25 protein-coding genes are annotated in these 24786 nt (G+C 46.4%); 5 read left to right on the top strand and 20 right to left on the bottom strand.

Annotated features, from left to right (window positions below; translation table 11 throughout):
* Window positions 1-7 precede the first annotated feature (7 nt).
* Both M1D90_RS05760 and M1D90_RS05755 read right to left on the bottom strand, forming a co-directional pair.
* Window positions 8-1168 (bottom strand): ABC transporter permease, encoded by a 1161-nt coding sequence (locus tag M1D90_RS05760; RefSeq protein ID WP_212110570.1) that lies wholly within the window; start codon window positions 1166-1168, stop codon window positions 8-10.
* On the bottom strand, window positions 1165-1872 hold the full coding sequence (locus M1D90_RS05755; protein WP_020452632.1) for an ABC transporter ATP-binding protein: 708 nt from the start codon (window positions 1870-1872) through the stop codon (window positions 1165-1167). The genes M1D90_RS05760 and M1D90_RS05755 overlap by 4 nt, the downstream gene beginning before the upstream one ends.
* Before the next feature lie 271 nt (window positions 1873-2143).
* On the opposite strand from M1D90_RS05755, the gene M1D90_RS05750 reads away from it, so the two are divergent.
* The gene (locus M1D90_RS05750) at window positions 2144-2365 is read left to right on the top strand and encodes a DeoR family transcriptional regulator (RefSeq protein WP_003184500.1); all 222 of its coding nucleotides are present in this window, start codon (window positions 2144-2146) and stop codon (window positions 2363-2365) included.
* A 122-nt stretch (window positions 2366-2487) separates the two neighbouring features.
* Here M1D90_RS05750 and M1D90_RS05745 read toward each other — a convergent pair whose 3' ends face one another.
* Together M1D90_RS05745 and M1D90_RS05740 are read right to left on the bottom strand one after the other, a co-directional pair.
* On the bottom strand, window positions 2488-3210 hold the full coding sequence (locus tag M1D90_RS05745) for a pseudouridine synthase (RefSeq protein ID WP_020452633.1): 723 nt from the start codon (window positions 3208-3210) through the stop codon (window positions 2488-2490).
* Between the two features lie 40 nt (window positions 3211-3250).
* On the bottom strand, window positions 3251-4879 hold the full coding sequence (locus M1D90_RS05740; protein ID WP_128823566.1) for a putative polysaccharide biosynthesis protein: 1629 nt from the start codon (window positions 4877-4879) through the stop codon (window positions 3251-3253).
* Window positions 4880-5113: 234 nt separating this feature from the next.
* Between M1D90_RS05740 and M1D90_RS05735 the strand changes: the two genes are divergently transcribed.
* Together M1D90_RS05735 and opuD are read left to right on the top strand one after the other, a co-directional pair.
* Window positions 5114-6388, top strand: a complete 1275-nt coding sequence (locus M1D90_RS05735) for an NAD(P)/FAD-dependent oxidoreductase (RefSeq protein WP_456283180.1) — start codon at window positions 5114-5116, stop codon at window positions 6386-6388.
* Between the two features lie 230 nt (window positions 6389-6618).
* Window positions 6619-8154, top strand: a complete 1536-nt coding sequence (gene opuD / locus M1D90_RS05730) for a glycine betaine transporter OpuD (protein ID WP_116523373.1) — start codon at window positions 6619-6621, stop codon at window positions 8152-8154.
* Window positions 8155-8188: 34 nt separating this feature from the next.
* Here the strand turns inward: opuD and M1D90_RS05725 are convergent, their stop codons facing one another.
* The 10 genes from M1D90_RS05725 to M1D90_RS05680 form a co-directional block, all read right to left on the bottom strand.
* Window positions 8189-8371, bottom strand: coding sequence for a sporulation protein Cse60 (locus M1D90_RS05725; RefSeq protein WP_003184510.1), 183 nt, complete (start codon window positions 8369-8371; stop codon window positions 8189-8191).
* Between the two features lie 165 nt (window positions 8372-8536).
* Window positions 8537-8851 carry a rhodanese-like domain-containing protein gene (locus M1D90_RS05720; protein ID WP_020452637.1) on the bottom strand — a complete coding sequence of 105 codons (315 nt, stop codon included), beginning with the start codon at window positions 8849-8851 and terminating at the stop codon, window positions 8537-8539.
* Between the two features lie 82 nt (window positions 8852-8933).
* Complete coding sequence (locus M1D90_RS05715; protein WP_023855526.1) at window positions 8934-9068, bottom strand: hypothetical protein; 135 nt, start codon at window positions 9066-9068, stop codon at window positions 8934-8936.
* Window positions 9065-10183: a response regulator aspartate phosphatase gene (locus M1D90_RS05710; protein ID WP_195536458.1), complete on the bottom strand. Its 1119-nt coding sequence runs from the start codon at window positions 10181-10183 to the stop codon at window positions 9065-9067. The genes M1D90_RS05715 and M1D90_RS05710 overlap by 4 nt, the downstream gene beginning before the upstream one ends.
* Window positions 10184-10287: 104 nt before the next feature.
* Window positions 10288-10647: a DnaJ family domain-containing protein gene (locus M1D90_RS05705; RefSeq protein WP_023855528.1), complete on the bottom strand. Its 360-nt coding sequence runs from the start codon at window positions 10645-10647 to the stop codon at window positions 10288-10290.
* A 37-nt stretch (window positions 10648-10684) separates the two neighbouring features.
* Complete coding sequence (locus M1D90_RS05700; RefSeq protein WP_456283179.1) at window positions 10685-11332, bottom strand: YesL family protein; 648 nt, start codon at window positions 11330-11332, stop codon at window positions 10685-10687.
* 16 nt (window positions 11333-11348) lie between these two features.
* Window positions 11349-12626, bottom strand: a complete 1278-nt coding sequence (locus M1D90_RS05695; protein WP_341045913.1) for a Gfo/Idh/MocA family oxidoreductase — start codon at window positions 12624-12626, stop codon at window positions 11349-11351.
* A gap of 21 nt (window positions 12627-12647) precedes the next feature.
* On the bottom strand, window positions 12648-13136 hold the full coding sequence (locus tag M1D90_RS05690) for a lipoprotein YteS (protein ID WP_145654342.1): 489 nt from the start codon (window positions 13134-13136) through the stop codon (window positions 12648-12650).
* A complete protein-coding gene (locus tag M1D90_RS05685; protein ID WP_456283178.1) occupies window positions 13133-14254 on the bottom strand; it encodes a glycoside hydrolase family 88/105 protein in 1122 nt (373 codons plus the stop codon). Before M1D90_RS05685 ends, M1D90_RS05690 begins: the two co-directional genes overlap by 4 nt.
* 28 nt (window positions 14255-14282) lie before the next feature.
* Window positions 14283-15248: an ABC transporter permease gene (locus tag M1D90_RS05680; protein WP_020452644.1), complete on the bottom strand. Its 966-nt coding sequence runs from the start codon at window positions 15246-15248 to the stop codon at window positions 14283-14285.
* Window positions 15249-15463: 215 nt separating this feature from the next.
* Between M1D90_RS05680 and M1D90_RS05675 the strand changes: the two genes are divergently transcribed.
* A complete protein-coding gene (locus M1D90_RS05675; RefSeq protein WP_145625132.1) occupies window positions 15464-17773 on the top strand; it encodes a helix-turn-helix domain-containing protein in 2310 nt (769 codons plus the stop codon).
* 31 nt (window positions 17774-17804) lie between these two features.
* On the opposite strand, the gene M1D90_RS05670 is transcribed toward M1D90_RS05675, so the two are convergent.
* The 5 genes from M1D90_RS05670 to M1D90_RS05650 form a co-directional block, all read right to left on the bottom strand.
* Window positions 17805-19310 (bottom strand): extracellular solute-binding protein, encoded by a 1506-nt coding sequence (locus M1D90_RS05670; protein ID WP_023855847.1) that lies wholly within the window; start codon window positions 19308-19310, stop codon window positions 17805-17807.
* Between the two features lie 16 nt (window positions 19311-19326).
* The gene (locus M1D90_RS05665; protein ID WP_020452647.1) at window positions 19327-20205 is read right to left on the bottom strand and encodes a carbohydrate ABC transporter permease; all 879 of its coding nucleotides are present in this window, start codon (window positions 20203-20205) and stop codon (window positions 19327-19329) included.
* A gap of 141 nt (window positions 20206-20346) precedes the next feature.
* Window positions 20347-21111, bottom strand: a complete 765-nt coding sequence (locus tag M1D90_RS05660; protein WP_105981153.1) for an NAD-dependent epimerase/dehydratase family protein — start codon at window positions 21109-21111, stop codon at window positions 20347-20349.
* Window positions 21112-21129: 18 nt separating this feature from the next.
* Window positions 21130-22017 carry a dienelactone hydrolase family protein gene (locus M1D90_RS05655; protein WP_023855844.1) on the bottom strand — a complete coding sequence of 296 codons (888 nt, stop codon included), beginning with the start codon at window positions 22015-22017 and terminating at the stop codon, window positions 21130-21132.
* Window positions 22018-22049: 32 nt separating this feature from the next.
* Window positions 22050-23300 carry an APC family permease gene (locus tag M1D90_RS05650; protein ID WP_095290793.1) on the bottom strand — a complete coding sequence of 417 codons (1251 nt, stop codon included), beginning with the start codon at window positions 23298-23300 and terminating at the stop codon, window positions 22050-22052.
* A 126-nt stretch (window positions 23301-23426) separates the two neighbouring features.
* On the opposite strand from M1D90_RS05650, the gene M1D90_RS05645 reads away from it, so the two are divergent.
* Complete coding sequence (locus M1D90_RS05645; RefSeq protein ID WP_020452651.1) at window positions 23427-24320, top strand: LysR family transcriptional regulator; 894 nt, start codon at window positions 23427-23429, stop codon at window positions 24318-24320.
* An 11-nt stretch (window positions 24321-24331) separates the two neighbouring features.
* On the opposite strand, the gene M1D90_RS05640 is transcribed toward M1D90_RS05645, so the two are convergent.
* A complete protein-coding gene (locus M1D90_RS05640) occupies window positions 24332-24739 on the bottom strand; it encodes a VOC family protein (RefSeq protein ID WP_341045923.1) in 408 nt (135 codons plus the stop codon).
* Between the last annotated feature and the right edge of the window lie 47 nt (window positions 24740-24786).

The following is a 24786-nucleotide window of genomic DNA, read 5'->3' as shown; positions in this document are numbered from 1 at the left end:
GTCTTTTTTAAAAAGACGGGGTTTTCAGCATCAGGCTGAGCGCGATGACGAGGCAGCACCAGATTAACCCCGGATAGAAAAACCAGTCAATGGAATTCCGCCTGGCTTCATAAAAAGCGTCGCTTTCTTTGTCTGCCCCCAGCAAAAAAACGCGTTCCATCACCTTGTCAAAATGGACGGACAACAGACTTCGATAAGCGAAGGCAAAAACCAGGAGAGCGCCCGCTTTCATCCAGATCGGTCCAACCATGATCAGCGCCGTAAAAATGCCGATCATTTGCATAAGCTGTCTTTTATAGTCCGGATGGCGCAGCATCACTTTAAAAAAGATTTCCTTAAGGCCATTTTGCACTGTACGGGCTTTAAAGATGTTCCGAGATTTTTTAAAGAACAGCCGCGGCCTTTTTGCCCCTCGTTTCCCCTGCTTCGGCACGCTTCCATCCAGGTTCAGCGACAGGAAAAATTTTGCGAGTCTCAGCTTTTTTCTGTTATTAAATTCAACCTCTTCATAAAATAGATACATGTTGCCGAGAGTGCCGCAGGCGGTCTTCAGCGCGGCCGCAGACAGCACCATGCCGCTCAAGATTACAACCGGCCAGGAAAACAACAAAACAACTGCACAAGCCGACAGCCACACGAAAAAGATCAGTCCGGCGTTCAGCACCCGGTGTTTCAGCTTGTACTGCCATCCGATGTTCCGCCTCTTCAAGACGGTGATCAAGGAATTGAGACAGAAATAAAAAAAGAATACGGCGAGACAAGCGGGCAGTTCAATCCCAAATTGTCTGACGAACAGAGGAGTAAACACGGCCGCCGCCAACAGCCATTTGCAAAACTGGATAAACAGACAATATAAATAGCCGCACCTTTTCATGTCCAGCACGAGTGTCTTTTTTTGCAACAAATAAAGCTGATCAGCTTCCATTAAAAATGTCCTCACAGACCCAAACAGCGTAAAAACGGCCGGAGCAAGCACAATCAATCCGGCCTGCCATCCGTTATCAAACGACCCTCCATTCAGCCATTTGATATATTGATAAACGCCGATTCCAGCCGCAGGCAGTACAATATACAGCGCAACCGTCCAATCGATGACCAGTTTGATGATCCGGAGCTGATAAAGACAGTCCGCTTTCAGCCTGCTGATAAACAGAGCCCGGCCGCTCATGCGGGCGCACCTTTTACAGCAAAGTAAAAGCAGTCAAGCAGCGAGCCACCCGAAAGGCCGGTTTTCTCCTGCAGCTCTTCGAGCGTACCTTCCAGCATCAGACGGCCATTTGAAATCAGCAAAAAACGGTCACAGATCTTCTCGGCGGTATCCAGCACATGCGTACAAAGCAAAATACCCGCTCCCCGCTTCTGCTCTTCTTTCAGCATATCCAAAAAGAGGCGGCTTGCGATCGGATCGAGCCCGATAAACGGTTCATCGATAATATATAGATCAGGCTGCATGAGAAAAGCATGGATCAGCATCAGCTTTTGCTGCATCCCTTTCGAAAAGCTCCCCGGATAATCATGAAGCGCATGCTCCAGCGAGAATCGCTCGATGAGCCGATTCGCCCTCGGCAAAAACGAGGACTCGTCCTCCTGCAAAAACGTCCCTAAAGCCGTGATATGCTCCCATAAAGTCAATTCGTCGTAAAAACTGGGCTGTTCAGGTATGTATGCATAGTTTGACGTTTCAGCCCATTCAACCTGCCCGGCCATATGCCTTGTTAAACCGAGTATCGTTTTAATTGTCGTGCTTTTCCCCGCTCCATTCGGTCCGATTAATCCGACAAGCTCGCCTTCCCCCACAGTAAACGATATATTTTCGATCGCCGATTCCTTTTCTTCATAACCGGATTTTTCAATATGCACTTTTAATTTCATTATCTTTACCACCTCTCTTTTACTACGTATGAAGCTAGAAAAAGTTTAAAATTTTTTTGGCAAAAAAACGTGATCGTACTGCATGTTCTGCTCACGATTTTCATTTTTTCATTAATTTGGCTCCGGCTTTTTTCTGGATATTTGGCAAAGAGATCGTGTATAATATTTATTGATCATTTTCAAGAAATGGTCGCTAACCGTCCATGCTGCATTTTGGAGTCGTAAGTTGTGGTAGTCAAGTCCATTCGATCATACGATAGGGAGTGGTTGTTTGAAACCTTCAACAAACCGAATGCTAACCAGGATCAAATCAGTATACATGTTCATTCAAGAAAAAGGACTCGTTACAACCCAGGAACTGGTTGATGAATTTGGCACTACACCGAGAACAATCCAGCGTGATCTGAATGTGTTGGCATACAACGATCTAGTACACAGCCCCAGCAGAGGCAAATGGGAGACTACAAGAAAAAAAGTGAAAATCTCCTCATAGTAATATTCTGAAAAATTGAACTTTAGCGCTGAATATCATATAGGACAGCCATCAAACATAAAAAGCATCAAACCCGATGAAGTTTGATGCCCCATAAACCAGCTCTACAGGCACTCGACGAATCAGAGTGTCTTTTTGTTTTGCAATGCGGCAAGCTCGTGCTCAGAGAGCTCTCTGTATTCCCCCGGCAAAAGCTCTCCATCAAGATCGACATCCCCCATTTTCAGCCGCTTTAAATAGATGACGTCACGGCCGACCGCCTTCAGCATTCTTTTAACCTGATGAAATTTTCCTTCCGTTATTGTCAAAAGCAGACGTTCCACGCCGTTTTTGCTTGCCAAAAGCGACGCTTCAGCCGGTTTTGTGACATATCCTTCACCGATATCGACCCCTTTTTCAAGCTGATCGAGAGCCGCCTGATCAATCGGCTTATCGACATGTACTTCATACGTTTTAGGCACGTGTTTTTTCGGCGATAAAAGCTGGTGTGCCAACTGGCCGTCATTCGTTAAAAGCAGCAGCCCCTCGGTATCCTTGTCAAGCCTTCCGACCGGAAACGGCTCAAACCTCAGCAGCTCCGGATCGAGCAAATCAACAACCGTTTCCTGGCGGCTGTCTTCTGTCGCTGACAGCACGCCTTGCGGCTTGTTCATCATCAAGTAAATAAATTCCTGATAAACGACGGGTTCGCCGTAAACCGTGATGTCGTCTGATTCCGGGTCTACATGCTCTTTTGCGTCTTTGATCAGTTGATCATTCACGCGTACCGCCCCGTTTTTCAGCATTTTTTTGACTTCTTTTCTCGAACCGTAGCCGCTGTTTGACAACAGTTTATCCAATCTCATGAAGACACTCCCTTTTTTTACATAAAAAGAAAAGCCCTTTTTAGGAGGCCTTTCTTTTGAAAAAGCGATTCAACCGCTGACCGAACATTTTTTCGAGCAGTTTCACACGGTAAGCCAAGTACAGATAAACCGATCCGCCGACCGCGGTTGTGATGAAAATGACGACAGCAGATTTGATCTGCCCGCCTTCATATGAAATAAACAGACTGAGTAGCGCCTGAACAAGCAGCAACATGATGCCCATGACCGCCGTCAGGATCAGCATCAGCAAAAACCGTTTAAACAGTTTGCGATACGAATAGCCGGCATGGCGTTTAATCATAATAAATCCGTACAGGAGTGACGCTGAATAGCCGAGCGCCGTTGCCAAAATCGATCCGCTTCCTTGAAACAGCTTGATGAGCGGAACGTTAAGCCCGATTTTGATTACAATCCCGATCATCAGGCTGACAACCGCAAATTTCTGCTTGTTCACCCCCTGCAAAATCGCAGCGTTGACGGTAAAGAGCGAGAATAACAGCGCCACGGGCGCGTACCAGAACAAAATATCTCGTCCCATTTCAGGGAGCAGACTTTCCGAGCCGTAAAAGAACGTGTAAACCGGACCCGATAAAAGAGCCATACCGACTGATGCAGGAAGAACGATAAAAAGAATGATCTGCATCGCCTGATCAATCTGTTTATTTAAAGCAGGGAAATCCTTGTTGGTAAAGTTTTCAGTCACCGCCGGGATCAATGTCAGGCCGAATGCCGTCGCGAGAGATACCGGTATCATCACAAGCTTTGGCACGTACAGCGTCACGATCGCCATCAAATCCTGGCTGATGTTTTGATAGCCGGCTGCAATCATCGCTTTATTAAACGTATTCGTATCAATGTACTGGTAAAGCGGTATCGCCAATCCGACAAAGATGTATGGGGCGGCATAGCTGAACAGCTCCTTAAACATCTGCCGGTACGTAATATTGGTGGAAGGAACCAGGTTCGGCTTCAGCGCCAAAAGCGCCCCTTTTCTTTTCTGCCAGGAAAAATAAAGCGTGAACAGCCCGGCGAATGCGCCGATCAAAGCCGCAAAAGTCGCATAGCCGACAGCTACGACAAGCCCTCCGTCTAATACTTTGATCACCAAATAAGTAGCCGTTAATAGAAAGACGATTCTGGCAATTTGTTCAACGACCTGTGAAACGGCTGTCGGCCCCATCATCTGGTGACCTTGGAAAAAGCCTCTGATCAGCGCCAGGATCGGCACAACAAGTAAAGCGAGACTGACCATGCGAATGACATACACGACATGTTCAATCGTCAGCCCGTTGTTTTCTGTTCCGCCGAGGGCCATCTCCGCAAAAAACGGGGCAGACAAATATAGAATGGAGAAAGCAATGATGCCTGTGACGAGCATCATCGACATTCCGGCGCGCAGCATCCTTCTCGTTGTTTCATAATCGCCCATCGAGTTATATTTTGAAACAAACTTGGACACGGCCGCCGGAAATCCCATGGTCGCAATGCTTAAAAAAATCGTATATTGATTATAACCGTACTGGAACAGGGCACCGCCGGTGGCACCGACCATGGCTCCGAACGGAATCAAGTAAATCATTCCGAGGATCCTTGAAATATAGGTACCAAGCGTTAATACAAAGGTGCCTCTTAACAGTTTGCTTGACATGTTCCCAATCACCATTTTTCTTCAATAGATTCAACTTTTCTATTTTAACATACAGGCGCATTACTCAGGTAATAATAACATGGCTAAATTTTAACATCCCCATGTTTTAACGTTTTTTCATCCTGCCGATCTTTCGTTATAATAAGAAGATGGAGCGCGGATATTATCTGATGAAATCCCTCCCGCCTGCACAGAATGCAGGCTCTACAAGACAGGAAAGTTGAGGATATTGGTATGAAGTATTTTGATGTCATCGTCATCGGCGGAGGCCCCTCCGGGCTGATGGCCGCCATCGCGGCCGGTGAACAGGGGGCGGACGTTCTTTTGATTGACAAAGGAAACAAACTCGGCCGCAAGCTGGCCATTTCGGGAGGCGGACGGTGCAATGTGACGAACCGCTTGCCGGTTGATGAGATCATCCGGCATATTCCCGGAAACGGACGCTTTTTGTACAGCGCTTTTTCTGAATTTAACAACGAGGACATCATCAAATTTTTTGAGCGCCTTGGCGTCAAGCTGAAAGAGGAAGATCACGGAAGAATGTTTCCTGTCTCCGACAAGGCGCAGAGCGTAGTGGATGCACTTTTAACAAGGCTTGAACAGCTTCATGTAAGCGTGCGGACAAACGAAAAAGTGAAAACAGTCCTATACAATGAAGAAAAAGCGTGCGGGATCGTGACAGGCAGCGGCGAACAAATTGGAGCGGGCTCTGTCGTTATCGCTGTAGGCGGGAAAAGCGTCCCGCATACAGGATCGACCGGAGACGGTTATGAATGGGCGGAAAAAGCCGGCCATACGATTACGGAACTGTTCCCGACAGAAGTTCCGGTTACGTCTGACGAGCCTTTTATCAAGCAGAAAACATTGCAAGGCCTATCATTGAGAAACGTCGCTCTCAGCGTATTGAACAAAAAAGGAAAACCGGTTATCACCCACCAAATGGATATGATTTTTACCCATTTTGGACTTTCTGGGCCCGCTGTCCTCAGGTGCAGCCAATTTGTCGTTAAAGAGTTGAAAAAGCAGGAAAACGTCAGGCTGAAAATCGACTTGTTCCCTGATATTCATGAAGAACAGCTTTTTCAAAACATGCATAAAGAATTAAAGGACGCTCCGAAAAAATCACTCAAAAACATGCTGAAGCCTTGGATGCAGGAAAGGTATCTGCTGTTTCTTCTTGAGCGCAACAAGATTGATCCTTCTGAAACGTTTTCATCCCTTTCCAAAGACCGTTTCAGAGCTTTCGTCAAAGACTGTAAAGAGTTTACCGTCAACGTGAACGGCACTCTTTCGCTTGACAAAGCCTTTGTGACCGGCGGAGGGGTTTCCGTAAAAGAAATCGCCCCTAAAAAAATGGCGTCCAAAAAAAAGGAGGGGCTTTATTTCTGCGGGGAAATCCTCGATATTCACGGCTATACGGGCGGGTACAATATCACATCCGCGCTTGTCACAGGCAGACTTGCAGGCATGAATGCTGGCGAATTTTCACTTTGCCGAAGAAAAAAATAAAATTGCTCCAAACCCTTGACAAACGTGGAATGGCAGAGTTTCAGCGCAGTGCTGAGACTTGTGCCTTTTTTGAAAAGTATGTTACGGTTAAAGAGTTTTGTTTCACCTGATTGTGGGGTAATAGGGGAAGCTAGGTCAAACTTCCTGAGAGAGAATGAATTTTATATGTGCAACTCATACTAAACATAATGATGGGAGTAAGGACGAAAAATGATTAGAGGGTGAGGATGATTTTGAAAAATATTTCAAGCGTTTTTTGGATTGTGATTGTTATCACAGCAGCAGCTGTATTATGGGGAATCGTTGCTCCTGATAACCTTCAGGCGTTAACGACTTCGATTCAAGGTTATGTTACGAACACACTCGGATGGTATTATTTATTGGTGGTTTCTCTGTTTGTCGCATTCAGCATCTTTTTGATCTTCAGTCCGATCGGAAAGATCAAATTAGGGAAACCTGAAGAAAAACCTGAATTCTCTCGATTATCTTGGTTTGCCATGCTTTTTAGCGCAGGTATGGGCATTGGTCTCGTATTTTATGGCGCGGCTGAACCGATCAGCCATTTTGCCATTAGCTCTCCATCAGGTGAAACAGAAACAGCCCAGGCCTTCAGAGATTCTCTGAGGTATACATTTTTCCACTGGGGATTGCATGCATGGGCGATCTATGCGATCGTTGCTCTTTGCATCGCGTACTTTCAATTCAGAAAAGACGCGCCTGGCTTGATCAGCGCGACGCTGTTTCCGGTCTTCGGCGACAAAGTCAACGGACCGCTTGGAAAAGGGATTGACTGCATCGCTGTCTTCGCAACCGTCGTCGGTGTAGCAACAAGCCTCGGAATCGGCGCCACGCAGATCAACGGCGGACTCCATTATCTATTCGGAGTGCCGAACAGCTTTCAAGTGCAGCTGGCAATTATTGCAGTCGTTACCGTGCTGTTCTTAATTTCCGCATGGAGCGGTATCGGAAAAGGCATCAAGTACTTGAGCAATACGAACATGGTGCTGGCCGGCATCCTGATGATCTTTATGCTGTTCGTGGGACCGACAGTGTTGATTATGAACTCGTTTACGGACACGATCGGAACGTATATCTCCAACGTGGTGCAAATGAGCTTCCGCCTTGCGCCTAATGATCCGGACAGCCGTGAATGGATCAATTCATGGACGATTTTCTACTGGGCTTGGTGGATCTCCTGGTCGCCGTTTGTCGGTATTTTCATCGCCCGCGTATCAAGGGGGCGCACAATCAGGGAATTTTTGATTGCCGTATTGTTTGCGCCTACTGTGCTGGCGTTTCTATGGTTTTCAATTTTCGGGGTTTCAGCGATGGATCTTCAGCAAAAAGGGATTTTCAACGTTGCAAAACTGTCTACAGACACGATGCTGTTTGGCGTGTTTGACCACTATCCGCTGGCGATGATTACATCTATCGTTGCCTTGGTGCTCATTGCCGTATTCTTTATCACTTCCGCAGACTCGGCAACATTTGTTCTCGGAATGCAAACGACTTACGGTTCACTGAACCCTGCGAATTCGGTCAAGGTATCATGGGGTATCATCCAGTCAGCAATGGCTGCGGCGCTTCTGTATTCAGGCGGACTATCGGCGCTGCAAAACACCGCCATCCTGGCCGCACTGCCGTTCTCAGTCGTCGTGATTTTCATGCTTGTATCGTTGTATAAATCTCTGTCACAAGAGCGGAAAGAAATTAAACAGGCTGAGAAATTCCAGAAGCCAAGAAGCCCGAGAGTGAAAAAAGCATAAACGAAAACAGCTCTTCCTTTGAAGAGCTGTTTTTTTATGTCCTGTATAAAATTAACGCAGAAAAACAGTAAAGCTGTTCGCCTTGAGGATCGCATGCGGCTGATACGTCATATTTTATATCGACCAGCTGGTCTTCCGACAGCTTTTTTAAGAATTCATTGATCTCATGCTGCAAATCTTTTTCGTGTTCTTCATCAAATACGGCTACCTTCAGCATACGCTCTCTCCTTTCTATAATGAAAGGTATTCGCACACAGCCGAAGTTATGCTTAAAATCCTGATCGAAAGAACCTTGAAGGTCGCCGGCAGGAGGCTCCGAGCGTTTCCTGACATGTGATAAATAAAAAACTTCTTATCTGTACAGATAAGAAGCCGGACCCGCTTATTTTGTTTTCGGCTTTGTGTTTCCGGTCCATTCGAGCATGCCGCCGACCATATTGGTGACATCAAAGCCTTTATCCTGCAAATAGAGGCAGACATTTTCGCTGCGCTTGCCTGATCGGCAGACAAAAATATAAGGCTGCTCCTTTTGGAAGACATCGAGTTTTTCAGGAATATCCCCCATTTTAATGTGAACGGCTTCAGGGATCATTCCTTCAGCCACTTCTTCATCTTCTCTGACGTCAATAATGTTCAGCGTTTCTCCTTTTGCAAGCCTGTCTTTCAGTTCATCAGCCGAAATCTCTTTTATCGTCATCGTTACTGCTCCCTTCAATTGCCTTTAGGTGAGACTATTATAGCAAAAGTCGGGAGGCAATTTCTATTTCAGCAGGTTTTCTCTATCGTCCACTGTCAGGAAACACTGATTTTCCCAATGTCTGGAACGATCCGTCCTGTGCTGCAGAATCGGCTGTGAAGCTTCCCCCTATCAGACAAACAAGCATGACGGTGAAAAAACAAATGGATTTTTTCATATGAGCCCCTCCTTCATTTTATATATTTGATTCTTGGCATGCTGCGATTTTTCCAGGTAAAGCGCGCTTTTTTCATAGTCGCCGGACTTCATGTAGTAATCGGCTATATCTTTTGTCAGTTCGGCAACATGAGGCCATAGCCGTTTATCGCTCATGTATTCAAGCGAAAGTTCAATATCGAGCGGATGGCCCGCATCATACAGGGCGAAAATCAGCCTGAATTTCGCCGCGTATTCATCCTCCCCTTGTTCCGCCGCTCTGGTAAATCCCTCTTTGCAGAGACGTCTCGCTTCTTCGGGAGAACCGTTTTTGTACATGAGGTGGGACAGCTCAAAAAGGGTGTTAATGCCAAAGACCGATTGCTCATGGACACCGATTGAAAGAGCTTTTCTAAAGTGTTCCTCCGCCAAAAGCGGCATGCTGCATTTGGCGTAGTTCAGACCCATATTATGATAGATCAGCCCGATGATTCGCCGGTTTTGGAGGGAAACGGCCTGATCAAGCGCCCGGCCGTAGTGTTCCTCGGCTTGTTTGATGCGGAACAGTTCAAACTGAACCGACCCGAGAATCATTTCGCACCCGATCGTTTTGTCTATGTATTCTTTATGCTTGCTGAAAAGTGAGAGCGCTTTTTCGGAGTAGTTCAACGATCTGAAATGATCATCTATTTGGTAGTAGGCAGTTGCGATCTTATAGTAAAATTCCGCTTTTTCAATTTCATCGGTCAGTTTATGCAGCTTCATTTCCGCTTTTTTGTAACAGCTGATCGCCTCAAGATAGTTTTTCTCATAAAACTCATACATGCCTGAAAAAAAGAAAAAATAGTACTGAATGATGTCATCCGCGTTCTTAACCGTTTCCTTCTGCCTTTTAATCTTCCGGAAGAGCTCGGCTGATTCTGCAAACTGCTCCATCATCAATTTGCAGCGGTAGTCCAAAAGCTGAAAATAGAGCTCCAAATCTCTGTTTTTCTCCATTTTAGAGAGCAGGTTTCGGATCTCGTATCTCAAAGATACAGCCTGGAGCGCTTCATGGCGCTTGATCATGGTGTACCACTGATTCAAGAGCCCGGCCGCTTTTTCGTATGCCGCTTTCGCTTCCACTTCTTCATTCATCCTTTCTTCTTTTTAAAAACACAAAAATTACATTTATTAACTTTATTTTACAGAAAATAATTGTTATTGGCAATTATTTTTATGAATAAGTGCAAGGAGTGGCATCAGCTCCAATATTTGAGCTGGCTTTCGAGGTTTTTGGCTGAAACAAGGCCTTTTTGGAATTGGTTCGGACAGGTGAGGTTGTATTTTTTAATTTTTAGGTTGATGGCATCGATCAGCGCTTCGCGCTGATTCGATTTGATCGCTTTTTCAATCTCTTGTTTAATTTCCTTTTGCAGCTTCAGCCACTCCGGCAGATAACGGGCGTTTTTAAGAGTTGACGAAAGCGCATCCCCTTCGAGCGCCTCTTTACTGAGCGGTCTTCCAAAACCGGGGAGGGACTTGAAGTCGTCTTTCTTTTCGCTTTCCTTTACAGCTTGATCAATCCAGTGAAGATATCGTTTTTCAAATTCTTCACTCATGTGGGCCATCTCCTCTCATCACACCTGAAGCAAAGGTTCAGGTGTGTCTTGTCGTTACGACAGTTCCCCTCTGTTCTACGGCCTCCGCTTTTTTCAATACTTGATATGCCAGCCACATGACCGCATAGCTGAGCAGGCTGACGCTGAAAAAAGGAACAATTCCGGGCAGAAAGGCAAAAGCGATATAAAGCACGGCAGCAACCGCCATCATTGTTAATGTATACTGTAAATACGATATGCCCAGAATCAGCGAAAACTTAAAATACATCCGCTTCTTCCAATCGAAATGGGCGAGCAGTGGGAACATATAAAACAGCATAATTAAAAACAAAAACCCAAAAATCATAATGACGAACCGGAGAACGTGCAATAGGAAATGCTCCGGATAAATAAAAGCAAGGTCAACATAAATGATGATGCCAACTGCCGCCAGAATAAGACCGATGACGTTGGAACGAAAAAACTCGCCGCGGTACGCCTGCCAAAACGTTTTACATATCTGAATATCGGTTTTGCCCATAATCCATTTTCTCATCACGGAAAACAATGCAGTCGTCGCCGGCATAAACCCGAAGACGCCAAGGCCGAGCAGCGTAAAAACAAACCACAGCAGATTGGCGTAAAAAAACTTCAGCACCCATTCACAAAAACTCAGCACCCTTCCCATGGAGACGCTTTGTTCCACGAATTCCCCCCCCCCTTTATGTATATTGCCGGGTATACAGAAGTTCACTGATTCCTATCGGCTTTTTTTCTTTGATGGAGCGCCATATTGCCTCGCCGGCTGCAATTGAATAGGCGCCTGCTTCGGCACCGGCCAGAATGTCGTAATTCCTCAACGGGTCTCCTCCGCCAAACAGCTCTTCCAAAAGCAGCGGATCTCCTCCGCCATGCCCGCCGGGCTGCCTGACGACGCGAATCGTTTCTTTCGATTCAAACAGCGGATAATAATCGATGGTCTGTTCGGGAACTTCAAATGGAACCCTTGCCGGTGCATGATATTCCTGCGTTTCAAGCCTTCCCTTTGTCCCGTTGATTGCAAGCCGGTAGCCTTCATACGGGGCTGAAAAATGGACGGAGTAATTCAGCAGCGCCCCTTTGTCGTATTTCAAAACGGCTGCATACGTGTCCTCGATATCGATTTCTTCATCGAAAATACACGCGTCAGGCCTGTAATCGGTATAGAGCAGCTGCTGGCTTTCGTTGGTCTTGACATGATCGTCCTGCGGGTCGCCTGCCTGCCACCTCATATAATAGCGGCAATTCTTCTTGACATGGCATGTTCCGCAATAGCGTTTTTCCCCTTTTTTAGGATTCATTTCGCCGCCGGGTCCGTAGTAGTACAGGCCTCCATAGGCAAAAACCTCGCGAGGCGTTTGAGCAAGCCACCAATTGACAAGGTCGAAATGATGGGTTGACTTATGGACGGAAAGCCCGCCGGAGTATGCTCTCATCCTGTTCCAGCGTTTAAAATAGCTTGCGCCGTGATACGTATCGATGTACCAGTTCAAGTCAACCGACGTAATCGTGCCGAGCTTTCCTTCAAGTATCAGCTCTTTGATCTTGCGGTGGTACGGATTGCAGCGGTAATTAAACGTAACGGTCACTTTTCCTTTGCTCGCGGCTTCGGCTTTTAATACGGCTGCCGCATCCCGTGCCGTTGTCACCATCGGCTTTTCAGTGACCACATCGATATTCGCCTGTAAAGCGCCCAATATATAGCGGACATGCGTATCATCACGGCCTGCTACAATAATGGCGTCCGGCTTGATTTTATCAAGCATTTCGGTAAACGCTTTCTCCTTGAAAAACGGGACAGGACGAAGCGCCGGAAACCTGTCTTTGCAGACTTCTTCCCTTAGCGGATCGCTGTCCAGGAGCGCGGCGATGCGGTGTTCTTCCCCGTATTTTCCCACTAGAGGCTCGATAAACATGTTAAAAGCGCGGCCGCTCAGACCGCATATCGCATATGTTTTCATCGGTTCCTCCCCCTTTCATTTTCAGCGAAGCGCTTCGATGAGTTCCATCGCTTCAGGGGTTTTCTTCGCATAGACCGGTATGAAAGCTGCCATGTCTGTATTCAGCTGAAACGTATAGCCGTTCAAACGTTTTTCTCCTTTTTCAATGACAGCCGCATACAGCTGTACGTCCCCGTTTTTGCCCGGAGCGCTGTATGGCTCTTTTTCTTTCGAAGCAACTTTCAATGGCTGAAGTCCTTCAGGATCGTAAAAAGGTTTAAACATGTCTTCTGGAACGATAAACAGATCTCCTTCTTTCGCCGCAATTTCAACTAGAAGTTTTTCCGGTGCAGCCGGGAAAACGGTGATGTTGAGCTGTTCTTTCCCGGCTGCGCGCTGGACGTTTTCCTTTATTTCAGCCGGTGCATCCGAAAAGATCAATACGTCTGTTCTCCGGCCCCCATCCTGTCCGCATGAGGAAAAAAGAAGCACTGCTGCAAATAGAAGGACGGAGAAAGCGAAGTTCTTCACTTCGCTGCCTTGCGGGAAAAGCGGCCGGTCTTTTCAAGTTCTACAAGAGCCATGATCAATGCGCCGACACCGTGAAGATCGTTGGTGCTTTTTTCCCGCCCGACATAATAATCGTATGTCCCTGCAGAAGTTCCGACGCAAATATCTTTTAAAAGCAAGCCTTCTTTTGCGCTCAGCTCGATTTTCTCTTCGACGAGTCCTTTGAAAGCCTTTGCGGCTCTATCAATATATGATGAATCGATATAGCCCATGCGAGCTCCTTTCGTCATCGCGTACATATATAAACACGAGCAGGAGCTTTCAAGCCAATTGTCCGGAAGTCCGCCTTTATCGACAACCTGGTGCCATAACCCTGTGCGTTCATCTTGAAAATTGGCAATGCTTTTGACCATCTCTTGAAGCACCCGGGTCCACTCCTGTCTCGTGTCATGCCCCTGCGGGAGCAGTTCGATCATATCGCTCAGTGCAAGCGCGTACCAGCCGATTGACCTTCCCCAAAATTCGGGAGAACAGCCTGAAACGGGGTCGGCCCAGGGCATTTCCCTCTTTTCATCCCACGCATGATAATACAATCCCGTCCGGCAGTCTTTCGTATGTTTTCTCATCAGTTTTTCTTCGAGGATGACCATATCGTACAGTTCAGGCTCATTGAACGCTCTTGCATACTTAAGTGCGAAAGGCCCTCCCATGTACAACCCGTCAAGCCACATTTGGTAAGGATATTTATCTTTATGCCAAAACCCGCCTTCTTCTGTTTGATTCAGCGTATCAAAAAGGCCCTTCAGCTTTTTGGCGGCTTTACGGTAGCGTTCATCGCCCGTTTCATCATACAAAGGATAAAGGATAAGTCCGGCTTGTATGGCGTCCAGTTCATCCCTCCTGAAATAAAAATTCCCGCAGCCGTCAATGAGCTCATTGGCGTATTCTTTTACATAGTTGAAATATGCTTCTTTCCCCGTTTCTTCCCAGAGGCGAATCAAGCCGCACAGAAATACACCCTGATGGTAGTGCCAGCGTCCGGCCGGCGGCAGCTCCTCTGGTGTATACGCTTTCATTATTGTTTTGGCCGCTTCTTCGGCAATGTAAAGAGGCGTTTTTGTGATGAGAGATTGATTCATGTCATTCAATTCCTTTCATCAAAAAATATTAATATATTCCTTCTTCTCCAAACTTCTTCGCCATCCTGTTTGCAAATATGACAAGAATGAGACCGACAGCTGCTTTAAATAAACCGACGGCTGTACTGTAGCTGAACTGCCCCTGCTTTAATCCGGCCGTGTATACATACGTATCAAAGATCTCGGCCACTTCGCGGTTCGTTGCATTTAAAAGCAGATACACATGCTCAAAGCCGAGTTCGAGCGTATCGCCGATTTTCAAAATAAGCAAAACAACGATGACGCTTCTGATCGCAGGTAGTGTGACATGCCACATCCTCCTCAGGCGATTGGCCCCGTCCATTTTCGCCGCTTCGTAAAGCTGCGGATCGACAGCGGTAATCGCCGCCAAATAAATGATCGTCGACCAGCCGGCTTCCCTCCAGATGACCTGGAGAATGTACATCGGCCTGAACCAGCTTTCATTCAGCAAAAAGTTGATCTTTTCTCCGCCGAAGTAGGCGATGATCTCATTGATCAATCCTCCGTCAACCGTCAACAGAACGAATGAAAGCGATACCACAATGACCCATGACATAAAATGCGGAATATAGATCAGCGTCTGGACAAACTTTTTGAACAATGCGACTCTGACTTCATTCAATAAAAGCGCCAAAATAATCGGTATCGGAAAGAATACAACAAGGTTGAGGAAAAACAAAATCAATGTATTCTTCAGAAGCATAAAAAACGTCGGTTCGGTGAACAGCCTTTCAAAATGCTTAAAACCCACCCATTCGCTCCCCGTTATGCCGAGAAACGGCTGGTAATCCTGAAACGCTATGACAATCCCCCACATCGGCACATACTTAAAAAGCAAAAAATAAATCAGTCCCGGCAGAATCATCAAATATAAATATTTTTGCTGGAGAAGCTTTTCCCAAAAACGCGTCTTTCGTTTTTTTTCAACAATATGGGCCGGATTTTTTCCGGTCTGGACATCGGCTGCTTTCATAAACGGCCTCCCTTCGTGATGTTTGCTTTCACTTTATCCCACCATGAAAAAATAAATCTACAATCATATCATCACATCGGCCGCACCTCGCCCGACAGCCGGCAAAACCTAATAAAATGAAACGATGGTTAGAAAATGATTATTGACAAATTCACACAAAAGTCGGATTAATTATATATGAACAACTCAAACGAAGATTTGTTGGGGGGGAATTTATGAAGAGAAAACAATATAAGTTTTACTATAAGCTGGTGACCTTCTTTCTCGTTCTGAGCACCATTCCGGTCATCATCGTCGGCTTTTTTTCCTATCAGAGATCAGCGGAAACCATTGAACAAAACGTTACAAACGAAAAGCTCCAAACCGTTGGCCAGACACAGCTAAATATCGAGCATATTTTAAAAACGGTTGACCATTCCTTCACCAATTACGTCCGTTCCTATCCTTTAATTCAGACACTCAGCCGCACCATTACACCAGAACGCTTTCAGCTGTATAACCAAATCAACAAGGAATTAAACGAACTGCAGACATTCGATACCGATCTGTCGGATATCACGCTGATCAGCCAAGAAAAAAAGTGGTATATCAACAATTCCGGTTTATATCCTTTAGATCAGGGAAAACAAGCCATCACGATCTCGCTTTACAACGCCTTAAAAAGCCGCTCCAGCTGGGTGCTTGAAAAAAACAACGACCTTGTCGCCACAAAAGAAGGGGCTTCGGGCAACTGCCTGTACAACGTCAATCTGGTCAAACAGCTTCCGCTGAACAGCATGGAAAACAGAGGCCTTGCGATCGCAAGTATTCCTTCTTGTTCGCTTGTCAAGCGCATGCCGCATCATTCAAAAACAAACAGCATGATGGTGCTTGATGACAACGGACGGATCATCCTTCACTCAGACCCGTCAATGATTGGGCAATCGATCAAACAAGACGATTATTTCAAAACGATCCGCCGGCATCAGGAAAAAAACGGCCAGTTTGATACAACAGTCAACGACACCGCCTATAACATTACATACCAGAAATCAGATTACAATAATTGGATATACATTTCGTTAACGACCATTCCGGAACTCTATCAGCAGACGGCATCAATCGGCTGGTTTACGTTTACGATCTGCATCATTTTGTTAGCGCTTTCATACCTATTTTCCTGGTTTGGTTCTCGTCATTTTTACAGGCCAATCAAGGTTTTGTACGAATCCGTCTCAGGCTTTTCTGCGGGGGCCGCTTCCGGCCAGGAGAAACCGAAAAACGAATTTGAACTGATTGAACGGAATATTAAAGAGATGAAAAATAAAAACCATGATCTGAAGGTGCGCGTCGAACAGCAGGTCACCCAGCTGAAGCAGTATTTTTTAACAAGGCTTTTGCTCGGCAAGCTGAGCGAAGAAGAAATCAAAGACCGCTTTACAGGGCTCGGCTTCCCTGAAGATTGGAGCCACCTGTCCGTTTTTGCCTTGCAAATTGATACATTGAAAGACACATCATATGATAAAAAGGATCTTGATGTCCTGCTGTTTGCGATCAACAGCCTTGTCGAACGATCTGTGCCCAAGAATAAGCGCCTCCCGCCGGTTGTCATTGATAAAACGCAGACCATCATCATGCTGAACCGCGGACAACCGCTGGACAGGTTTCAGGAGGACTTGGAGCATACAGCATCATCCATCAGGGATAAAATTCATGAGGAGCTTGGATTGTTCGTCAGCATCGGCATCAGCCAGCCGTTTACAAGCCTTGCAATGTCGAAGCGCGCTTATTTGGAAGGGCTTGAAGCGCTGACATACCGTCTGAAATCAGGAAAACACGCGGTGATTTTCTATGAGCATCTTGACCGTAACAAAGCGTTTTTAACCCAGTTTCCAAAGCAGATCCAAAATGAACTGTTTGAAGCTATTAAAACGTGCAACCGTAAACAAGCGGCCGAACAGCTTCACCTTCTCCTTGAATCGATTTGTTCTGAAAACATGAATCCGCATCACTGCCAGGTAGCGATTGCAAGGCTCTTGAACAACTTGATTGAATTTATGCATTTGCTTGGAATCGAAATTTTTGAACCGAACGAAAATACGATGCTGTACGACGACGTCTTTGAGCTGACGACCATCGAGGAGATCGAAAGTTGGCTGAACGCGCAGATCATCGTCAAAATGATCGATACCCTCAGCATCAGAGAAGAATCACAATACAAAAACATCTCAGAAAAAATCGTCCATATTATCCAGCAGGAATTCGACACGGACTTGACGCTCGAATCGATCGCAGGAAGGCTTCATTACAACCCCAACTATTTAAGCAGCATCTTCAGGAAAGAAATGAAAATATCGTTCAGCGAATACTTGTCATCCTACAGGCATCATGTCGCGAAAAACTGGCTGACAGAAACGACGCTGTCCGTAAAAGAAATTTCTGAAAAACTGAAATACAAAAATCCGCAGAATTTCATCCGCTCATTTAAAAAGCTGGAAGGAATCACGCCCGGCAAATACCGCGAGCTGAAAACTCATTCGGCATAAAAAGACAATCCCGGCTTCCCGGGATTGCCTTCTATTTTTCTGCTTTTTTAAATGACTCTTCATATTCTTCTATTACTTGATCTCCGCCGTTCGTCCGCCATTTTTCAACCGCTTTCTCGAACTGGCTTTCATCCGTTTTGCCGAGGATGAATTGATATGTGGCATCGTCAATGATCTTTTGCAGTTCATCGCCTCTTTCAGATGCGGCCGGTGAGTACAAACTTTCGGCCGGATTTGAGACGATGATCTCATTATTGTCCTCTGTCAGCTCTTCATATTTTGTGCGGAGCGGATCTCCCGTATTTTTCAAATATTGTTTATCAATGCCGACGAGAGAGACGAGCGGCTGAATTTCCGCCTGCCAGTCTTTCAGTTTTTCATCAATTCGTTTGAATTGTTTTTCCCCTTCTTTTTTATAGTGAACCCCTTCGATCCCGTAAGTCATCAGGCTGTAAACATCCTCTTCGGCGATCCGGTCGAAAAAGGCCAGAATCCTCTTCAGCTCTTTTTCTGTTTTGACGCTTGTTTTCGGGAAGGCAAAGATTCCGTTATGCCCGCCTGATGCCCAGACGCGTTCCTTTCCGTCCGGTCCTTTGATCCGATTGATGATCTCAAGCTCCATTTTATCATCGACAGACTGGTCTCTTAAATTGACGGCATCGACCATATTTCCGACATAAATGCCGGCTTTCCCTTGTGAAAACATCTCCTGCTGCTGCGTTTTGCTCGTAACCGGGAAGTCTTTGTTGATCAGCCCTTCATCATACAGTTTTTTCATATATTTCATCGTATCCATGTACTCTTTTGTCATGAAGTCAGGCGTGAACTTGCCGTCTTTTTCCTCCCAGTCAGTCGGCATGCCCATATAGGACCCCAATGTTTTAAAGGCGCCGTAGATCAAATCGTTTCTGTCGGTAAAGCCGATCGTATCGTTCTTTCCGTTTTGGTCAGGATCTTTTTCTGTAAATGCCTTCGCTGTTTCGTAAAGTTCATCAACCGTCTTTGGTATATCGAGCCCAAGGTTGTCAAGCCAGTCTTTACGGATGACAACCCCCTGTCTTGATAACGGGCGCTCCCTGTAGATGCCGTAAAGCTTTCCGTCGATTGAAGCGTTTTTATTGATCAGCTTGTTCATCTTGCTTAAATTCGGATAATCCTTTAAATAAGGACCAACCTCCCAAAACATCCCCGATCTGAACGCATTCATGACAGATGAATTTTTAATGTCCTGAATGGTGACGACTTTCGGCAGGTTTCCGGCGGCGAGCGCTGAGTTTAAGCGGTCTTCTTTTACTGCATCAGGCACCCACATTAAATCGAGCTTTGTATTGGTGAGCTCCTCGATTTTTTTAATCGCTGTATCCTTCGGCGGCTGCTGATGATAAAGGATTACCATCCAGCTCAAGTCCAAAGGCGAGTTCAGATCGACTTTCTCATCCTTTGTAGAAGCCTGATCTGCTCCGCTTTTCGAACAGCCAAACAGTCCGCCGGCCAAAAGCGCGAACGCAAAAATCGCTATCAGCCATTTTTTCCCCATATTGTCCCCTCCGTTTTTATCCTTTAATTGACCCTAAAAGAGCGCCTTTTGCAAAGTGCTTTTGAATAAACGGATACACGAGCAGCACCGGTATGGTTGCAACGACAATGACCGCCATTTTGATCGTTTGTTCCGGCGGCGCCGCGGCTGCCCCCATCTCCGTCATATCCCCTTGCATACCGCTTGATACGATGACAATCTGGCGAAGCAAAACTTGTATCGGCCATTTTGTCGCATCGCTCAAGTACAGAATCGCTTGCATGTACGTATTCCAATAGGTGACGGCGTAAAACAGCGAAATTGTCGCAATCGCCGGCAAAGACAACGGAAGAATGATGCGGAAGAAGATTCCGATGTCATTGCAGCCGTCGATTTTGGCGGATTCCTCGAGGCTTGACGGTATGTTTTGAAAAAAGTTCTTTAAAATGATCAAGTTAAACGCATTGATGGCCGTCGGAAGAATCAGAGACCAATAGGTATCGAGCAAGCCGAGCGATTTTACAACGAGAAAGGTTGGGATCATCCCTCCGCTGAACAGCATCGTGAACACAACCAAGAACATGAGGACGCGCCTTCCCATCAGCTCCTTTCTCGACAACCCGTATGCCATTAAAGAGGATAGAAACATGCTGACCGCCGTCCCTGCGGCTGTGACAAGAATAGAAATGATTAAGCTTCTGTACACAATGTCAGTTGAAAAAATATACCTGTACGCATCCAGCGAAAAAGTTGTCGGTATTAAGATAAACTTTTTCGAAATGACCTCCTCAACTGTCGCAAAAGAGGCTGCGATAACATGAATGAACGGCAGCACACAAACCAATCCGAACCCTGTTAAAAATGAATAATTCAATATGTCAAACACGCGGCTTCCAGCAGAATGCCTGATCGTCATTTCCCCCTCCTTGTAAGCGCTGTCAAAATATTACGATATCGTGTCTAAAATGTAGCAAACAGAAAGGAGAGCGTCTATAATCATTTTTTAAGCAGGATCAGAAAAGCGGAGAAAAAGATCATCACCTTAGAAGATGATACGTCAGTCTTCATCAAGGATGTCTGAGGTGCTGACTTTCGGCTTGAACCCCAGTTCCCCAATGGCGGAATCGATCGACCACGGCCGCCCCTTATTGTCGCTGACAGCATAATATGTACCGTATGTTTTGACGGATTCGATTGCGGCTTTAAAGATTTGGACGAGGTCGGGGTGGGATAACAGCGTTTTTTTGCTCCTCGGTTTTGCGCGCAGCGTTTCTTGCTCATTTTCAGCGGCTGTCCCGATCCGCAGATTGATCACGGAAACCTTGGCGTCTGATTGGTGCGAGAAAAGATAGCCGAGATTTTCGGACGCCAATTTTAGCAAGCCGTACAAGCTTTTGGACTGCGGGTAGTCATCCGTGTTGATCTTCCTCCCCAGCAGAGAATCGCCGTTCTTTTCATACACATCTGTCACATGGTTGCTGCTTGCAAATACCACCTTCGGCACGCCGAGCTCCGCCGCCGCCCGCAAAATCGTATATGTCGCTTTAAAAAAGATATCCGTCATTTTCTCAAACTCCCGCCGGTCAAGCAAATCGCCTGTCGGCTTGACAGCCAAAAGGTTGATCACCGCATCCGTATTCAGAGGAATGCTTTTCACGACTTCATTGTAATCTGCCGCATCCACCCGGACAAACCGGACAGCCGGCTTTTCATCCGGTTCTTTTAAATCCAGCACTGTCACCTCGTATCCTTCGCCTGCCAATCCGCCCGCTAACACGCGGCCGACCGTGCCGTTCCCTCCGATGATCGTCACCTTTTTCACAGTGATTCACCTCCTGTTTTACAGCCATGTTTTTAAGAAACCGATCGCTTTATGCCTCATTCCGGCTGTCTCGAAGTGCCCTGAATGAGAGCGAAACACTTCATAGCGTTCACCGGCGCCTTTTTCTTTATACACATCGGACAGCTTTTCTTCAATGAGGTCAATTCCTTGAACTGGCGTTAGTTTATCTGCGGTTCCGACCAGGCTTAAATGGGGCCTTGGAGCGATCAGGCTTTCGATTTGAGCGGTTGAAAAGTGCTTGACCAGCCCTGGAACATACGAATAGAGATTGTGACGGTCCAAATTCTGCGTCTTGATTAATGTTTCGCTGTCCACCTGCGCGCATATATCAACGCATACGCTGACCCGTTCATCCAATGCAGCAGTCCACCAGGCCATCAGACCACCCATCGACATGCCGAGTGAAGCGATGCGGCTTTCGTCTGTGTCCTCACGCATGCTCAGGTAATCGATGGCTCTGATGCTGTCGAAGACCATCATTCCCCACATCACCCGTCCTGTCCAAAGCATTTCTTTAAATATCTCACTCTCCGTTTTGCCCCGCCTGTCTCCGAAAGCCCAATGGTCAATCGCAAGCACGGAAAATCCCAAGGCCGTCAATTCCTCGGCGAACGGCGGCGTTTGCAAGTAATCCGCTCCTTCAATCAGCTCCTCCTTTCCCCTTTCGTAACGTCCTCCGTGTGAATGACAGTAAAGCACGGCCGGCCGCTTGCCGTTCATCTGTTTCGGTTTTGCAAAATAGGCCGGTACCGCTTCAATTCCGTTTAAATCAAGCAAAAGCGTTTCAAGAATAAAAGATGACTTTTCTTCAATTTTAAGAGTGCTCACATCAATGCTTTTTTTCTCCGGCAAATCGCCGAGCAGTTTGAAAAGTTGACTGCGCATCGTGTTCCCCTTTCTTTTTTCCGTTTGATTCATTAATACGATTTGAAAGGGCGTTTTACCTTTTTCCAGATGATAAGTTGACGGAAGTTCACCACAAACAAGGCGCTGGTCAGCATGATAAACAGTAATATCCAGGGTGATGAAAACAAAAGAAGCAGCGAGAAGCACCCCATGAGAAAGAGGCAGCCTATTTTGTAAACGCGACCGGACAGCAGCTTGTAAGCAGCGGCAAGACCGCACAGCGAGTTGCAGATGAAAAAGGCGTTTGCGATCAGGACCAGTGTCTCAACATTAAGAAAGTGAAACATCAGGCAGACAAAAACGACGGTATGAATGAAAAACATAAGCCCCAGTGCTGCCATCGGCTGATTTCCCCTTGATCTGCGGGCAAACAGCCCGCCGGCCTGCGATGCCACCAGCCTGGCTGCTCCGCCTGTCACCTGAAAATAAGCGCACATGCAGAGAACAGCGGTGAGCACAGCGATCACCGGCAATGCAAAAGATCCGAACAACGGCGTCAGCATCATCGCCAGCTTCAATTGTCCGTTTGCGAAGAACCCCGGATCAATCCATTGAACAGCTGCCGCAGTCGCCACATATATGAGCGTTACCGTCAGACTGCTGATCACGACGGCCCGGGGAATCGTTTTCCCGCGGTTTTTCACTTCCATGCTGTAGTTGCCGACGATTTCCCATCCGACTAATGCCCAGAACAGCAGCAGCAATCCGCGGCCAAAATCGGCAAACTGAAATGTTCCGTCTACGAGCGGCCCCTCACGAAAGTAAGGCACAGAAGCTGCGCTGCTTCCAAACAGAATGAGGGCCGCGGCAGTGGAAAAAATGAGTGCAACCATGCCGACAAATGAAAGATTAAAGCAAAGGACTACCATACAAAAGATAAAAAAAATGAAGCCGTACAGTTCAGCAGGAAATGCCGTGCCGGCCGCAAGAGAGTGAATATATTCGCCGGCCGTCATTAATACGGCGGCGGGGCCGAAGCTCGCAGCCATGATAAAATAAAAGACTGCCAACTTTTTAACACGGGAACCGAACGCTTTTTCAGCCGCATAAGCAATCCCGGCATCATTCGGATACTCGACGCTCAATCTGGCAAAAATCCAGGCAAATAAAAAACCGATTCCCAACATCAACAGCCATGCAAAAATCGCATAGTCCCCCGCTGTCTGATGAATCATCGGCGGCAGCAGAATGATTCCCGACCCTAAAATAGGCCCCGTCATCAGCCCGCTTAATAATAAAGGGCCAAGCTTTTTTTCTCTCATACTGATACAATCCTTTCGCAAAGTCGTTTAAAATGATTGTAATCTTGTTTAATTCATCAGTAAAATAGATATTATCGATCTGCAACTTCGAATTTTTCGATATAAAATAAAAGGGAGATGGACGAGATGGAGATCCGACATTTGAAAACATTCAAAACCATCGTGGATATCGGCGGTTTTACCCGTGCTGCCGATTATTTGGGATATGCGCAGTCCACTGTGACTTCGCACGTTCAAGCAATCGAACAAGAATTAAGAAAGCCGCTGTTCTACAGGCTGGGGAAAAAAATGATGCTGACAGAAGCAGGAAAACACCTTCTCCCTTATGCCGCAGAAATGGTCGAACTGTATGAAAAAGCGAGGCACATTCCGGAAAACGACCAGGAGCCGTCGGGAAACTTGATCATCGGCGCCTCGGAATCTTTAACGGTTTACAGATTGCCTGCCATTCTTCACGAATTTACTAACAAATATCCGCAGGTCACGGTCACATTAAAGTCTTCCACGTGCTGGCAGCTGAGAGATGAATTGAAGCAGGGAAAAATCGATGTCGCTTTTCTTTTGGACAACGATCGGAAAGAAAACGACCTTCATGTTGAAAAGCTGGTCAATGAGCCGATGGTGTTCATCTTTCCAAAGGAACACCCGGCAGGACAAAAGGCCCTTGATGATTTGACTTTTACCGCAAATGAAACGTTTTTATATACGGAGCACGGCTGCAGCTACCGTGATTTTTTTGAGGAGTATTTACGTCAAAGGGGAGTCATTGCCGACCATACGATGGAATTTTGGAGTGTCGAAGCGATTAAACAGTGCGTGATGTGCGGTTTGGGCGTATCCCTTCTTCCTTTGATCACAACGCGCACTGATATCGAAGAAGGAAAGCTTCAGGGCACGCTTGTCCGCGACGCCCTGTTTTCCACTCAAATGGCTTATCATAAAAACAAATGGCTTTCTCCTGCAATGGCGGCTTTTACAGATATCGTCCGCACGAAAGCAAGAGACTGGGCACAGGCATAACGTTCCTATATCTAAATGCCTTCGGTATTCATCAGCACGATCCGCCAGCCGTCCGGATCTTCCACTGTTGCTCCTTTGTCCTTCCAATACAGATTTTCAGGCGGCACTTCGTGATGGCCCATGTCAGCGAGCCTTTTTAAAATACTCTTGATTTCCTTCTGATCAGGAATATAAAAGACGAGCAGATTGTCTTTGGTCGGTGCCGGACAAGGGCTGCCTCCGATATGGGAGGTGAATTCAAGGTGATATTGGACATTCGGCAGGCCGAACATGACGCCATGATACCCTTGATGTCCGGAAAAACCGCCAAGCTTTTTCAGGCCCAGCCCCTTTTCGTAAAACGCAACGATTTCGTCAAAACGGTCTGTAGGCCGGGCGATTCTGACCTGTGCGGCGGAAAAATCGGAAAAATGCATCATCATCATCTCCTTTTTTCCCATTTTAAGCGGTCATGGATCATTTGAAA

Source organism: Bacillus sp. JZ34 (assembly GCF_053903205.1).
The sequence above is the reverse complement of the archived record's forward strand: the minus strand, read 5'-3'. Positions and strand labels throughout refer to the sequence as shown.